The sequence below is a fragment of the Streptomyces sp. NPDC048516 genome (assembly GCF_043199875.1).
Lineage (GTDB): Bacteria > Actinomycetota > Actinomycetes > Streptomycetales > Streptomycetaceae > Streptomyces.
On the sequence record NZ_JBICWS010000003.1, the window covers coordinates 70,936 to 83,020 of the forward strand.

The window sequence follows — 12,085 nt, forward strand, 5'->3', positions numbered from 1 at the left end:
TCTTTCGGTGAACCGTTCATGTCAGGGGCATGCGATCACCAAGAAGAGACCAAGGAATGGCAAGGACTGGCCACGAATGGGCAGGGAGCGAACATTCAACTCGCCATAACGGACGGACCGCTGACCGGATATCAGGGCAACCCGGGATGAACCGCCACCGAGCCGCCGGGCGGCCAGGACACCCGCCCCGCGGGCACATACGACGGAGCGGGCACACGCAACGGAGCGGGCACATACGACGGAGCGGGCCGTCCATATCGGACGACCCGCTCCGTTCTCTGTGGAGCTAAGGAGAATTGAACTCCTGACCTCCTGCATGCCATGCAGGCGCTCTACCAACTGAGCTATAGCCCCGTATTCTGTTGTCCGCCCCGGTTCCCCGCTGCGGCATCGCCTACATTACACGGACCTCCCCGGCTTCTGCCAAATCGTTCTGCCGGGGCCCCTCGGCCGTTGTGCCCGGGCCCCTCGGCGCGACGCGCGGTACTGTCGGCACACCGTGCCCGATTCGTCCTGGGGGAGCCGTACGCCGTGACCGCGCTGGAGCTGGAAGCGCCCACCGACCCCCGCGGCGCCCGCCCCGGCAGGGACCTCGTCCGCCGGTACCCGACCCGCGCGGCGGCCCTCGCCTGCCTGGTCTCGTTCACGGCCTTCTGGATCGCGCAGCGCCTCGCCCACGTGACGATGCTCGACCTCATGGTCTACCGCGCCGAGGGTTTCACGGTCCGCAACGGCGGGTCCCTCTACGACATGGTGGCGACCTCGGCGCACCTGCCCAACACCTACCCGCCCTTCGCGGCGCTGCTGTTCACCCCGCTCACCCTCCTCGGCGTCCCCGAGCTGCGCACCCTCGCCACGGCCGGCAACCTCGCGCTGCTCGTCGCCGTCGTCCACCTCTCGCTGCGGCTGGCCGGCCGGCCCCGGCACCTCCCCGGGCCGGCCGCGACGCTCGCGGTCTCGGCGCTGCTGGTGTGGTGCGAGCCGGTGTGGACGACGCTGCGCTACGGGCAGATCAACCTGCTGCTCGCCGCGCTCGTGCTGTGGGACCTGACCCGCAAGGACACCCAGCGGCTCGCGGGTATCGGCATCGGCATCGCGGCCGGCCTCAAGCTCACCCCGGCGCTGTTCGCCGTGCTCCTCGCGCTGGCCGGCGCCGTCCGTGCCGGGCAGCTGCTCCGCTCCGGCGCGGGGGCGCGCGCCGCCCGGAATCCCTGGCTGCGGCAGGCCGCCGTCGCCACCGCCACCTTCCTGGCCACCGCCCTCCTGTCCGCGCTCGCGCTGCCGCGTGACGCGCACCGCTTCTGGACCGAGATCGTCTTCGCCGCCGACCGGGTCGGTGAGGTGGAGATCACCGCGAACCAGTCGCTGCGCGGCGCCCTCGCCCGGCTGCTGCACACCCACGATCCGGGCGCCGCCTGGCTCGTGGTCGCCGGTCTGACCGCGGCCCTCGGTCTGGCAGTGGCGGCCGGGTCGCTGCTGCGCGGGCAGCGTGCCTGGGCGGCCGTCGCCTGCGCGGCGACCGCGCTCCTGGTCAGCCCGATCTCCTGGTCCCACCACTGGGTGTGGTGCGTGCCGATGGTGATCCTGCTCGGCTCCGAGGCGCTGCACCGGACCGGCACCGCCGCCCGCCGCTGGTGGGCGGCGGCCACCGCACTGGGCCTGCTCTTCTCCTCGTTCGCGCTGTGGTGGGTGCCGCACCGCTGGCACCACCACGAGGAACTGCACCAGAACGGCGCCCAGATGCTGCTCTCCGACGTCTATCCGCTCGCCGGTCTTGCGCTGGTGGCACTGGCCGGGGCCCGGCTGTGGCGGCTCGGCGGGCGGCCGGGGTTTGGCGGCGCACCCCGGAGGGCCGGCCCCGCCAGCGGCACGTGAACCGAGCGCCCGCGCTGTTGCGCAGTGACCCTCACACACGAAGGGGGTATGTCGGCTGCCTCCGCCGTCACCGCCGCCGGGCGGCCCCCGCTCAGGCCGTCGCGAACGAGTAGAAGCGCTTCAGCGTGCAGTGCTCTTCCAGCAGCCGTCCGTAGATCGGCTCCCCGTCGAGCTCCCGGTAGGTCTCGATGGGGTCGCCCTTTATGACGAGGGCGCGGGCGCATTCCTCGCACCAGTACTGGTAGTCGGCGTTGACCGGCTCCATGTCGCGGACAATCGGCGTACCGCTGCCGCACCAGTCACATTTCCTGCTGTGGGCGCCCATCCATCAGCTCCAACTGCGGCCGCAGGCCGTACAAACGAAGGACATGCCCCCGGCGTCACCCAGCGCCTGCGCCACACAGGAGGAGACGCAGGAGGGGCACCGCACAGCCGAACCGTCAGCGCCGCCGGCTGCGGGGGAGGGAACGTCTACGGGGCAGGTGAAGCGGAGCGCATACTCCGGCAGCCAGTCATAGCCCTGCGCCTCGGCCACGTCGAGCAGGTCGTTGACCTCCTCGAGGATGCTCGTGGGCATCGCGATCTCTCCTCCCCTGCCGGCGCCGTCCGATTCTGCCACGGACCACGGACCGGGTCAGGCCCGCCTTCTCGTCATCCCGGCGAGCCCGCCCACCGCGGACGCACCCGCCAGAGCGAGCAGGGTTTCCCAGAGCGCCCGCGACGCTGCGCCCGCTCCCGCCTCCGCCAGCCGATTGAGGAAGAGTGTCCCGAAAAGGGATGTTCCCAGGAGCAGTCCGACCTGGTTGACGGTCACCACGAGACCGCTCGCATCCGCCGCGTGCTCCTTGCGTACGGTTCCCAACGCGGCGGCGAGATTGGGGCTGTGGGCGAACCCGAGGCCCGCACCGATACCGGCATACGCGGCAAGCAGCCAGCGGCCGTCTCCGGCTCCGCCGTCCTTGAACGCCGACCCGATCCCCACCAGCGTCGCGGACACCAGCACGAAGCCGCCGGGGACCAGCAGGGGATGCAGCCGCGGTGGCAGCCGCCGCCACCACAGCCCCACCGCCCCGTATGCCAGGGCCGTCGGAACGAACATCAGCCCGGTGCGCAGGGCGCTGTAGTGGAGCGTGTTCTGGAAGTGCAGCGTCAGCACGAACATATAGCCCGCGTTGACCGCCATCACCAGGGCGAGACGGACCACCGCCAGCGGCATCCCGGGGGCGCCGAGCACCCGCGGCGCGATCAGGGGAGCCCCGCCCCGCCGCGCACGCCGCGCCTCGTACCCCGCGAACGCCCCCAGCAGGACCCCACCGGCGGCGAGCGACCACCACGTCCACGCCGGCCGGCCCGCCTCCTGCCCGAGCACCAGCGGCACGGTCACCAGCACCAGCGCTCCGGCGAGCAGTACCAGGCCGGGCAGATCCAGGCCACGCGGCGAAGCCGGCGGCCGGTCCCGGGGAATCAGGCGTGGACCGGCCGCCAACAGCAGCGCCCCGATCGGCACGTTCACCAGGAACACCGGCCGCCAGCCCGCACCAAAGAGGTCCGCGCTGACCAGGACGCCACCCGCGATCTGCCCGCAGGCCGCCCCGACGGCCATCACGGCGGTGTAGGCGCCGAGCGCCCGCGTCCGCGCCGGACCCGTATGGGTGCGCTGGATGATCCCCAGCACCTGGGGGATCATCACCGCCGCACCGGCTCCCTGGACAGCCCGGAAGGCGATCAACTGGCCGGCATCCGCGGCAAGTCCGCAGGCCAGCGAGGCTCCGGTGAAGGCGGCGAGCCCGGCCAGGAACGTCCGTCGCGGGCCCAGCAGTTCACCGATCCGTGCACCGGTGATCAGCAGCGCCGCGTACGCGATCGTGTAACCGGCGATCACCAGTTGCAGCGCGGCGCCCGAGGCGTTCAGGTCCGCGCCGATCGACGGGGCCGCGACAGTGACGATGAAGGCATCGAGCAGGGCCATGAACTGCCCGGAGAGGATCACTGCCAGGGTGCGTCCCGCACCCCGCGAACGGGCTCTTCCGCCCCCGGGCGCGGGGCCGTTGTCGGTGCCGGGGTCTTTAATGGCCGGTGGAGTCGGCGCCGTGAGCACGGGCGTCGGCGGCGCCCCCGAGGAGTAGTTGTCCGTCATGCCGGTGAGCCTGGCGGCGCACGGATGCCCCTCACGAGAGCCCGCCGATGCTGGTACCGACAGCACCTGGCAGGCCCGCGCGCCTGCCCCGACGATGGGGGTGTGAGCAGCATGGTGAGTGCGTCCCGGCGGCCGGCCGGGCGACGGCGTCCCGAACTGGCGGCGTTCCTGCGCGGCCGCCGCGCCCGGGTGACCCCTCGGGACGTCGGCATGCCCCCGGGGCTGCGCCGCCGCACGCCCGGCCTGCGCCGCGAGGAGGTCGCCCAGCTCTCCGGTGTCGGAGTGACCTGGTACACCTGGCTGGAACAGGGCCGCCCCATCAACGCCAGCGGCCAGGTGCTGGACGCCGTGGCCCGTACGCTCCGGCTGGACGACACCGAGCGCGAGCATCTGTATCACCTGGCGGAGGTCCCGTACGCCCCTGCCCGTGAGGCGGACGCGCAGTCGGTCGCCCCGGAGGTGCAGGGCATCATCGACGCGCTGGTGCCGCTGCCCGCGGTGGTCTACAACGCCCGCTATGACGTGCTGGGCTCCAATGCGGCCTACCAAGGAATCTTCCCCACCCTGGCGTGGGCGCACGGCCCGTCCCGCAACATCCTCTGGCAACTGTTCACCATGCCGCCCTGCTGCTGCACGATCCTCAATCGCGACGAGGAGTTCCCCGCCCTCGTGGCGCAGTTGCGGGCGTCGTACGGCCGGCATGTGGGCGAGCCGGCATGGGAGTCGCTGATCGGGCGGCTGTCACGGACCAGTGCGGACTTCGCGCGCCTGTGGGAGGCCGGGGACGTCTCGCCGCCGGGGAACCGCATGAAGGTGATCCAGCACGCCTCGGTCGGTGAGCTACGGCTGGTCTCGACGTCACTGGCGGTGGGCGGCGTCCCGGAGACCCGGATCGTGGTCTACACCCCGGCCGATGAGGAGAGCAGGGAGCTGGCGGCGGCGCTGCGCGGCCTCCACGACCCGTTGACCGGCTGCCCGGAGCATCTGCGGCCCGCCTCCGAGGTCCGCGCGGAGCTGGAACGGCGGTGGGAGCGCAGCGGCGGCACGCGCACGGAGAGCTGACCGCACGGCCCGGCCCGGCGCAGCTCGCCTACACCACGGAGATCGCTCAGCACGCAGAAATCGCGGACAACGCAGAGATCCCGCCTCCGTCTGGAGGCGGGATCTTCCGGGCTGTGGAGCTAAGGAGAATTGAACTCCTGACCTCCTGCATGCCATGCAGGCGCTCTACCAACTGAGCTATAGCCCCGGGTCTTGTTCCGCTCCCCCGGGTTTCCCCCGGCGGCGCCGCGAACAAGAAGAACTTTAGCCTGCGACCTGCCCAGATGTGAAATCCGGTCGGCCGGGGGCACCCGGCGGGCTCAGTCGTCGTCGCCGAGCACCGGCTCCGGCAGGGTGCCGGCGTTGTGCTCCAGCAGGCGCCAGCCGCGCGCGCCCTCGCCCAGCACGGACCAGCAGCAGTTCGACAGACCGCCCAGGCCCTCCCAGTGGTGGGCCTCCAGGCCGAGCAGCCGCCCGATGGTGGTGCGGATCGTGCCGCCGTGGCTGACGACGACCAGGGTGCCGTCGTCGGGCAGCTTGTCGGCGTGGCCGAGCACGACGGGGGCGGCCCGGTCGGCGACCTCGGTCTCCAGTTCGCCGCCACCGCGCCGCACCGGCTCACCGCGCTTCCAGGCGGTGTACTGCTCGCGGTACTGCGCAAGGATCTCGTCGTGCGTCAGCCCCTGCCAGGAGCCCGCGTAGGTCTCCCGCAGGGCCGCGTCGTGCGTGACCTCGATGCGGGTGAGCGCGGCCAGCTCGCTCGCGGTCGTCGAGGCCCGCTGCAGGTCGGAGGCGATGATGGCGTCCGGCCCCAGGGCGGCGAGCAGGCGGGCGGCGCGGCGCGCCTGGCCGAGGCCCTCCTCGGTCAGCTCGATGTCCGTCGACCCCTGGAAGCGGCGCTCCAGGTTCCAGGCCGTCTGGCCGTGCCGCCAGAGGACGATGCGGCGGCCCCGGCCGCCCTTGGTGCCGCTCAGAGCAGCTCACCGTCCTGCTCGCCCGCCGTGGCGTCGGCGTGCTCGGCGGCCTTGCCGCGGGTGGCCTTGGCCTCCTCGGGGAGGTCGATCTCGGGGCAGTCCTTCCACAGGCGCTCGAGCGCGTAGAAGACACGCTCCTCGCTGTGCTGGACGTGCACCACGATGTCGACGTAGTCGAGCAGGACCCAGCGGGCCTCGCGGTCGCCCTCACGGCGGACCGGCTTGGCGCCGAGGTCCTTGTTGAGCCGTTCCTCGATCTCGTCGACGATCGACTTGACCTGGCGGTCGCTGGGCGCCGAGGCCAGCAGGAAGGCGTCGGTGATCGAGAGGACGTCGCTGACGTCGTACGCGATGATGTCGTGCGCGAGCTTGTCGGCCGCGGCCTGGGCGGCGGCGTTGATGAGCTCGAGGGAACGGTCCGTGGCGGTCACAAGCGGCTTTCCGGGTCGAGGGCAGCCTCTCCGGCCGGGCAGGGGCAGCTGGCTCACTGCTGAGCCGCGGCGCGTGCCGCGGTCCCCGTGGACGACCGGATCGGCGGTCAAGTACCCCTCAAGGGTCTCACGGACCACCGACACTCCCGACTGGGTTTTCGAACCAGTGGGTCGGTTCCGGTGTCCGGGCTGGTCAGAGCCGCGTTCGGGGAGGTCCGCCCCCGCCGGTGGAGACCGGCGGGGGCGGACGCGTCGCGCCCGTCAGCCCTTGTAGTCCTGCCCCAGCACCACCGTGATGTCGGCGTTCGAGGCGCCCTTGCCCTGCGTGACCGCGCCGGCGGGCAGGCCCAGGGTCTTGGCGACCTCCGCGGCCCTGGCCTTCTGCGCGGCGTCCGCGTAGGTGATCCGGGACCTGGCGGCCGCGCCCGCGGTGCCCGCGTCGACGAAGCTGTAACCGCCGTTGAGCAGTGCGACCTGCGCCTTGTTGGTGGCGGCCTTGTTGCCGGTGGCGTTGCGCACGGCGACCCGGGCGGTCGCGTCGGGGGCGGTCTTCTTGACCGTGCCGCCGAGCACGTCCTTGACCACACCGGCCGCGGCGGCCTGGCTGAGCGTGCCGTTCGCCTGCACGGGCAGCAGCGTCGTGCGGTACGCACCGGTCTTCGCCAGCTCCGCCCGCTGCGCCAGCGAGCTGCCCAGCTGGCCCTCGGTCAGCGGCGGGTCGAGCACCTGCAGCAGCGACTTCACGGTGGCCGTGGCACCGTCGGCGTCGCTGGAGACCTTCTTCAAGGTCGCCTGCATGACCTGGCCGAACCGCTGCAGCTGCCGGGTCTGGGGCTCGCCCGGCGCCTGGTAGGTGGCGTAGGCCACGGCGGCCTGGCCGCCCAGGTCCTGGGCACTGCCCTGCTTGACGACCGGGGAGGCGCCCTTCTTGGCGCCGGGCACGGTGGCGTCGGTGTCCAGCGTGATCCCCCCGACCGTCTCGACGAGGTTCTCCAGATACGGGGTGTCCAGCCGCCAGCTGGCCTTGAGGTCGGCGCCCAGGAGGCCGTTGAGGGAGTCCCGGGTCGGCTCGGTGCCGTCGTCCTTGACGGACTTGCCGAGCGTCGTGCTGCTGCCGTCGTCCTTCGGGACGACGAGGCTGTTGGGCAGGAGGACGGTGGTGCCCTTGTGGGTGGTCTCGTTGTCCGCCAGCAGCGCCGTGGAGCTGTTCCCGGACTTGGTGTCCCGCAGATGGACGACGAGGACGTCGCGCTTCTGGCCGCCCGCCGCGGCCGCCGGGCCGGTGCCGGGACCGGACAGACCGGGCAGCTTGCCCGCCCACCACAGATAGCCGACGCCACCGGCGACCAGCAGGGCCAGCACGACGGACAGCGCGACGATGCGGCTGCGGCCGCGCCGCTTGGCTTCCTCGCGCCGCTCGGTGCGGCTCTCGGTGAACTTCAGCCAGTCGATGACGTCTTCGGAGTCCTCGTCCGGTTCCTCGATGAAGGAGAACTGCTCGGTGCGGTACTCCGGGTCCTCTCCGGAGGCACCGGGCGCGCCGGCCTCGCCCGGCTCCGCGCCGTCGTCCGCCGGGGCGCGGAGCCGCTCCGGCGGACGGGGTGGCCGGCCCTGGGGCTGCGGAGCGGGCTCGTCGTAACGGGGCCCGTCCGTGTAGGGGGCCTGCTCGTACGGGGACTGCTGGGCGTGCTGGGGGATCCACTCCTGCTGGTGCGGCTGCTGAGGAGGCTGTTGCTGAGGCGGCTGCTGGGGCTGGGCGTACGGGTCGTACTGCTGCGGATAGCCGGGCCGGTCCTGCACCTGCGGACGGCCGTACGCGTCGTAGCCGTACTCCGCCTGCCCCCGGTGTCCCTGATGCTCCTGGTATCCCTGGTGGCCCTGCTGCCCCTGCGGCGCCTGGCCGCCGCCCTGGTAGCCGCCGTAGGGGTCATACCCCTCATAGGCGGAGGGGGCGGTCTGCTGCCCGTAGGCGTCGTAGTGCTGCTCGTACGACGACCGATCGGCGTCGCGGTACACCGGCTGCCCGTAGGCGTCGTAGGTGTAGCTCGTATGCCCCTGCTGCTCCTGGCCATAGGGGTCGTGGGCATACGGGTCCTGCGGCCCGTACGGATCCTGTCGGTCGCTCACCGGTGCCCCTTTCCGTCAGCCCCGTCAGCGGTCGTTGCGGTACAGCTGTTTTTTGTCGATGTAGCGCACCACACCGTCCGGCACCAGGTACCAGACCGGGTCCCCCTGGGCGACGCGCGCCCGGCAGTCGGTCGAGGAGATGGACAGCGCCGGCACCTCGACCAGGGACACCGCCCCCGCGGGCAGCCCGGGGTCGGCGAGGACATGGCCGGGCCTGGTCACCCCGATGAAGTGGGCGAGCGAGACCAGTTCCGCGGCATCGTGCCAGGTCAGAATCTGGCTGAGCGCATCGGCGCCGGTGATGAAGAACAGATCCGCGTCACGGTGCTCCGTCCGCAGGTCACGCAGCGTGTCTATGGTGTACGTCTTGCCGCCGCGGTCGATGTCGATGCGGCTGACGGAGAACTGCGGATTCGACGCGGTCGCGATGACCGTCATCAGATACCGGTCCTCGGCCGGGGACACCTTCTTGTGGCTCTTCTGCCACGGCTGTCCCGTCGGCACGAAGATGACCTCGTCGAGGTGGAACTGGCTGGCCACCTCGCTGGCGGCGACCAGGTGACCGTGATGGATCGGGTCGAACGTGCCGCCCATCACTCCGAGTCGCCGCTTCACGGGCCCTGTGTGCTCTCCCATGCGTGCAGACCCTACTGGGCTGTGCGCGATGCCGGGGGCCGGGTGCCGGGCTCAGCGATCCCGGTTGAAGCGGGTGGTGATCCAGAGCAGGAGGAGCAGGACAATCAGGGCGCCGCCGCCGGTCACGAAGGGGCTGAGGCTGGCGTGACCGCCCTCGTGTCCGGGCTCGGCGGCGAGGGAAACCAGGGACTGTGCGGTGGTGTGCAGGCTCATCGTCAGCAGGACCAATCCGGGCTGGGGTCGGGCAGAGACTTCCACCACATCGTAAGCGCCGCCTCACCGCGGGCTCACGGCGACTCCGCCCGGAGACGTCCGGGCCGTGCCCGGGAGGTCAGTCCTGGCCGTAGCCGCGCAGCAGGAACCAGGCGAGCAGGCCGGCGCCCACGAAGCCGACGACGATCACGGCGCGCAGGATCCATCCGGGTCCGCCGTCCCTGGCGGTCTCCTGGGCTGCGGCGAGCAGCACGCTCGGATACGGCATGACGGTGCGCTCCCTCGGGTACGGCCCGTGCGGTCATCTGTACGGGCCCGTGCGGTCATTGGTGCGATCGCCAGCGTACGCCCGAGCATCCATTCTCCCGTCGGTGGCGTCCTCTAGTCTGAAACACACGCAGTCGAACAGGGGGAGGCCCCAATGACGGAGAGCCCAGGCGGCAGCGCGAACGTTCCGAGCCGGGACCGGCGGCGATTCCCCGGAATCTCGTCGCGGTCGTACGAACACCCGGCGGACCGTTCGGCGCTGGTGGCGCTGCGCAAGCTGAGCGGATTCGACACCGTCTTCAAGACGCTCAGCGGCCTGCTGCCGGAGCGCAGCCTGCGGCTGCTGTTCCTGTCGGACTCGGTGCGGGTGGGCGAGCAGCAGTTCGCGCACCTCAACGACATGCTGCGCGACGCCTGCTACATCCTGGACCTGGAGAAGGTCCCGCCGATGTACGTCAATCAGGACCCGCAGCCCAATGCCATGTGCATCGGTCTGGACGAGCCGATCATCGTGGTGACGACCGGTCTGGTCGAGCTGCTGGACGAGGAGGAGATGCGGGCGGTCATCGGCCACGAGGTCGGGCATGCGCTGTCCGGGCACGCCGTCTACCGCACGATTCTGCTGTTCCTGACGAACCTGGCCATGAAGGTCGCCTGGATCCCGCTGGGCAACGTCGCGATCATGGCGATCGTGACGGCACTGCGCGAGTGGTTCCGCAAGTCGGAACTGTCCGCCGACCGCGCCGGGCTGCTGGTCGGCCAGGATCTGCAGGCCTCGATGCGCGGACTGATGAAGCTGGCCGGCGGCAATCATCTGCACGAGATGAACGTCGATGCCTTCCTCAAGCAGGCGGACGAGTACGAGGCGGGCGGCGATCTGCGCGACTCCGTGCTGAAGATCCTCAACCTGCTGCCGCGCAGCCACCCGTTCACGACCGTACGGGCCGCCGAGCTCAAGAAGTGGGCGGAAAGCCGCGACTACCAGCGGATCATGGACGGCCACTACCCGCGCCGGGACGAGGACAAGGACACCTCGGTCTCCGACTCGTTCCGGGACTCCGCGGCCCATTACGCCGACTCGGTGCGCAACAGCAAGGACCCGCTGATGGGCCTGGTACGCGATATCGCGGGCGGTGCGGGCGATCTGGGCGGCAAGCTGCGCGACACGGTCTTCCGTGGCGGCGCGCGCCCCGACGGCCAGGGCAACGGCAACGGCAACGGCAGCAACGGCTCCGGTGGTGGCGACCGCCCGGCCTCCTAGCGCAGCGGACGGCTCGGCTTCGGCTGGGCGGAGGGCGCAAGCTCACCGCAGAGCGAAGGGTTGGCCCGGTCCCTGGCATAGGGGTCGGTGCCCCGGGGCCGGTCCTGGCCGGTGTGCTGTCCCGCGAACAGCGGGCGCAGCGCGTCGGCGGGCCGCGAGGAGCAGGCCAGCGGCCCGGCCTGCAGGCTGCTCTGCACGACCTCCAGGCGGTGGTCGTTGAGGTTCTCCCGGCTCAGCCGGAAGTGCACCTCACGCCGGACGGTGACCAGCGAGGCGGCGCCCGGGGTGGGCTTGCCGACGCCCTGGCCGGGGCCGTCGTCCGGCGCTCCGGGGGCGGGCCGGACGGCGTAGACGAAGGTGTAGTCGGCGGTGACGTCGAGCGCGTCCGGGCTCAACTCCGACGCGGCAAGCGTGCCGTTGACCCGTACGTTCCGGTCGGCGAGCCGGGTCTGCCGGGGGTCGAAGCGGATCAGCCACCCGGTCGCCGCGTTGTGGCCGTTGTCGTCGGGGCGCGCCAGGCTGCGGTCGAACTGGTCGAGTTGGCCGGTGTCGAGCAGCAGCCGTACCGGCCGTACGGACCCGCCGGTGAGGGTGGCCGGGTCCAGCGAGGACCGGACGAGGTAGTCCTTCGCCACGGTCAGGGCGGCGACGATCTGGCCGTCGGAGAAGTGCTCGGTCCGGGTGACGGGGGGCAGATTGACGCCCGCGGCGCCGATCCGGTAATTGGCCGCGGGGCTGTGGGCGAAGAGGTCCCCCGGCGTCGCTCCGGGTACCGCCCCGGCCGGCGCGAGCGGCACCACCGCGGACCGCAGCGGCTGCGCCCGGACCGTCTCCGGGGTCTTGTACGGATGGCGCACGCCCATGTAGACGGCGGTGCCGAAGGCGAGGACGATCAGCAGCACCAGCAGGACGGCCTGCCGTGAGCCGCCCAGCCGCATCCAGGCGTGCCGGGTCTTGACGGCCGGCGAATGGTGCTCGCCCAGCCGCTCGTCCGCGGAGAATTCCTGCAGTCGCGCAGCCCGAACAAACGATTCGTCGAAGACGACGGATCGGTATTCGTCCTCACCGCCTCCCGGGGCGCCGTTGGGCGTCCCTTCGGGAGGGTCCCCAGGCCCGGTCATAC

Annotated in this window: 13 protein-coding genes and 2 tRNA genes; 3 read left to right on the plus strand and 12 right to left on the minus strand. The window is 71.6% G+C overall.

The genetic code is table 11. From position 1 onward, the window contains the following. Window positions 1-281 precede the first annotated feature (281 nt). Window positions 282-354: transfer RNA gene (locus ACGFR7_RS07585), tRNA-Ala, on the minus strand. 177 nt (window positions 355-531) lie between these two features. Here ACGFR7_RS07585 and ACGFR7_RS07590 point away from each other — a divergent pair. Continuing rightward, the gene (locus tag ACGFR7_RS07590; RefSeq protein ID WP_393314410.1) at window positions 532-1,875 is read left to right on the plus strand and encodes a glycosyltransferase 87 family protein; all 1,344 of its coding nucleotides are present in this window, start codon (window positions 532-534) and stop codon (window positions 1,873-1,875) included. Window positions 1,876-1,966: 91 nt separating this feature from the next. On the opposite strand, the gene ACGFR7_RS07595 is transcribed toward ACGFR7_RS07590, so the two are convergent. The 3 genes from ACGFR7_RS07595 to ACGFR7_RS07605 are packed head-to-tail and all read right to left on the minus strand — an operon-like array spanning window position 1,967 to window position 4,012. Then, window positions 1,967-2,200 carry a hypothetical protein gene (locus ACGFR7_RS07595; RefSeq protein WP_147245244.1) on the minus strand — a complete coding sequence of 78 codons (234 nt, stop codon included), beginning with the start codon at window positions 2,198-2,200 and terminating at the stop codon, window positions 1,967-1,969. A 3-nt stretch (window positions 2,201-2,203) separates the two neighbouring features. Further along, window positions 2,204-2,452, minus strand: a complete 249-nt coding sequence (locus ACGFR7_RS07600; protein WP_393314413.1) for a hypothetical protein — start codon at window positions 2,450-2,452, stop codon at window positions 2,204-2,206. 57 nt (window positions 2,453-2,509) lie between these two features. Next, a complete protein-coding gene (locus ACGFR7_RS07605) occupies window positions 2,510-4,012 on the minus strand; it encodes an MFS transporter (RefSeq protein ID WP_393314415.1) in 1,503 nt (500 codons plus the stop codon). Window positions 4,013-4,123: 111 nt separating this feature from the next. Here ACGFR7_RS07605 and ACGFR7_RS07610 point away from each other — a divergent pair, with 111 nt between their 5' ends. Next, entirely contained in the window at window positions 4,124-5,074 is a 951-nt protein-coding gene (locus tag ACGFR7_RS07610) for a helix-turn-helix transcriptional regulator (protein ID WP_393315336.1), read from the plus strand. A gap of 114 nt (window positions 5,075-5,188) precedes the next feature. On the opposite strand, the gene ACGFR7_RS07615 is transcribed toward ACGFR7_RS07610, so the two are convergent. The 7 genes from ACGFR7_RS07615 to ACGFR7_RS07645 all read right to left on the minus strand — a co-directional run bounded on the left by ACGFR7_RS07615 (window position 5,189) and on the right by ACGFR7_RS07645 (window position 9,702). Next, window positions 5,189-5,261: transfer RNA gene (locus ACGFR7_RS07615), tRNA-Ala, on the minus strand. A gap of 112 nt (window positions 5,262-5,373) precedes the next feature. Continuing rightward, window positions 5,374-6,027, minus strand: a complete 654-nt coding sequence (locus ACGFR7_RS07620; RefSeq protein ID WP_393315338.1) for a histidine phosphatase family protein — start codon at window positions 6,025-6,027, stop codon at window positions 5,374-5,376. Continuing rightward, the gene (gene rsfS / locus ACGFR7_RS07625; protein WP_393314418.1) at window positions 6,024-6,458 is read right to left on the minus strand and encodes a ribosome silencing factor; all 435 of its coding nucleotides are present in this window, start codon (window positions 6,456-6,458) and stop codon (window positions 6,024-6,026) included. The genes ACGFR7_RS07620 and rsfS overlap by 4 nt, the downstream gene beginning before the upstream one ends. A 261-nt stretch (window positions 6,459-6,719) precedes the next feature. After that, window positions 6,720-8,585 carry a LytR C-terminal domain-containing protein gene (locus ACGFR7_RS07630; RefSeq protein WP_393314421.1) on the minus strand — a complete coding sequence of 622 codons (1,866 nt, stop codon included), beginning with the start codon at window positions 8,583-8,585 and terminating at the stop codon, window positions 6,720-6,722. 24 nt (window positions 8,586-8,609) lie between these two features. Continuing rightward, on the minus strand, window positions 8,610-9,221 hold the full coding sequence (nadD, locus tag ACGFR7_RS07635) for a nicotinate-nucleotide adenylyltransferase (RefSeq protein WP_129296438.1): 612 nt from the start codon (window positions 9,219-9,221) through the stop codon (window positions 8,610-8,612). A gap of 51 nt (window positions 9,222-9,272) precedes the next feature. Further along, window positions 9,273-9,434 carry a hypothetical protein gene (locus ACGFR7_RS07640; protein ID WP_086718179.1) on the minus strand — a complete coding sequence of 54 codons (162 nt, stop codon included), beginning with the start codon at window positions 9,432-9,434 and terminating at the stop codon, window positions 9,273-9,275. A 118-nt stretch (window positions 9,435-9,552) separates the two neighbouring features. Next, a complete protein-coding gene (locus ACGFR7_RS07645) occupies window positions 9,553-9,702 on the minus strand; it encodes a hypothetical protein (RefSeq protein WP_393314426.1) in 150 nt (49 codons plus the stop codon). A 153-nt stretch (window positions 9,703-9,855) separates the two neighbouring features. Between ACGFR7_RS07645 and ACGFR7_RS07650 the strand changes: the two genes are divergently transcribed. Continuing rightward, a complete protein-coding gene (locus tag ACGFR7_RS07650) occupies window positions 9,856-10,962 on the plus strand; it encodes a M48 family metallopeptidase (protein ID WP_393314429.1) in 1,107 nt (368 codons plus the stop codon). On the opposite strand, the gene ACGFR7_RS07655 is transcribed toward ACGFR7_RS07650, so the two are convergent. Further along, a complete protein-coding gene (locus ACGFR7_RS07655; RefSeq protein ID WP_393314432.1) occupies window positions 10,959-12,083 on the minus strand; it encodes a hypothetical protein in 1,125 nt (374 codons plus the stop codon). The genes ACGFR7_RS07650 and ACGFR7_RS07655 overlap by 4 nt on opposite strands. Between the last annotated feature and the right edge of the window lie 2 nt (window positions 12,084-12,085).

What these genes read in the sequence shown, in the direction of transcription:
- ACGFR7_RS07605 (WP_393314415.1), bottom strand. Translation starts at nt 4,012, where the DNA reads ATGACGGACAACTACTCCTCGGGGGCGCCGCCGACGCCCGTGCTCACG.
- ACGFR7_RS07655 (WP_393314432.1), bottom strand. Translation starts at nt 12,083, where the DNA reads ATGACCGGGCCTGGGGACCCTCCCGAAGGGACGCCCAACGGCGCCCCG.
- ACGFR7_RS07640 (WP_086718179.1), bottom strand. Translation starts at nt 9,434, where the DNA reads ATGAGCCTGCACACCACCGCACAGTCCCTGGTTTCCCTCGCCGCCGAG.
- ACGFR7_RS07595 (WP_147245244.1), bottom strand. Translation starts at nt 2,200, where the DNA reads ATGGGCGCCCACAGCAGGAAATGTGACTGGTGCGGCAGCGGTACGCCG.
- ACGFR7_RS07645 (WP_393314426.1), bottom strand. Translation starts at nt 9,702, where the DNA reads ATGCCGTATCCGAGCGTGCTGCTCGCCGCAGCCCAGGAGACCGCCAGG.
- nadD (WP_129296438.1), bottom strand. Translation starts at nt 9,221, where the DNA reads ATGGGAGAGCACACAGGGCCCGTGAAGCGGCGACTCGGAGTGATGGGC.
- ACGFR7_RS07600 (WP_393314413.1), bottom strand. Translation starts at nt 2,452, where the DNA reads ATGCCCACGAGCATCCTCGAGGAGGTCAACGACCTGCTCGACGTGGCC.
- ACGFR7_RS07650 (WP_393314429.1), top strand. Translation starts at nt 9,856, where the DNA reads ATGACGGAGAGCCCAGGCGGCAGCGCGAACGTTCCGAGCCGGGACCGG.
- ACGFR7_RS07610 (WP_393315336.1), top strand. Translation starts at nt 4,124, where the DNA reads ATGGTGAGTGCGTCCCGGCGGCCGGCCGGGCGACGGCGTCCCGAACTG.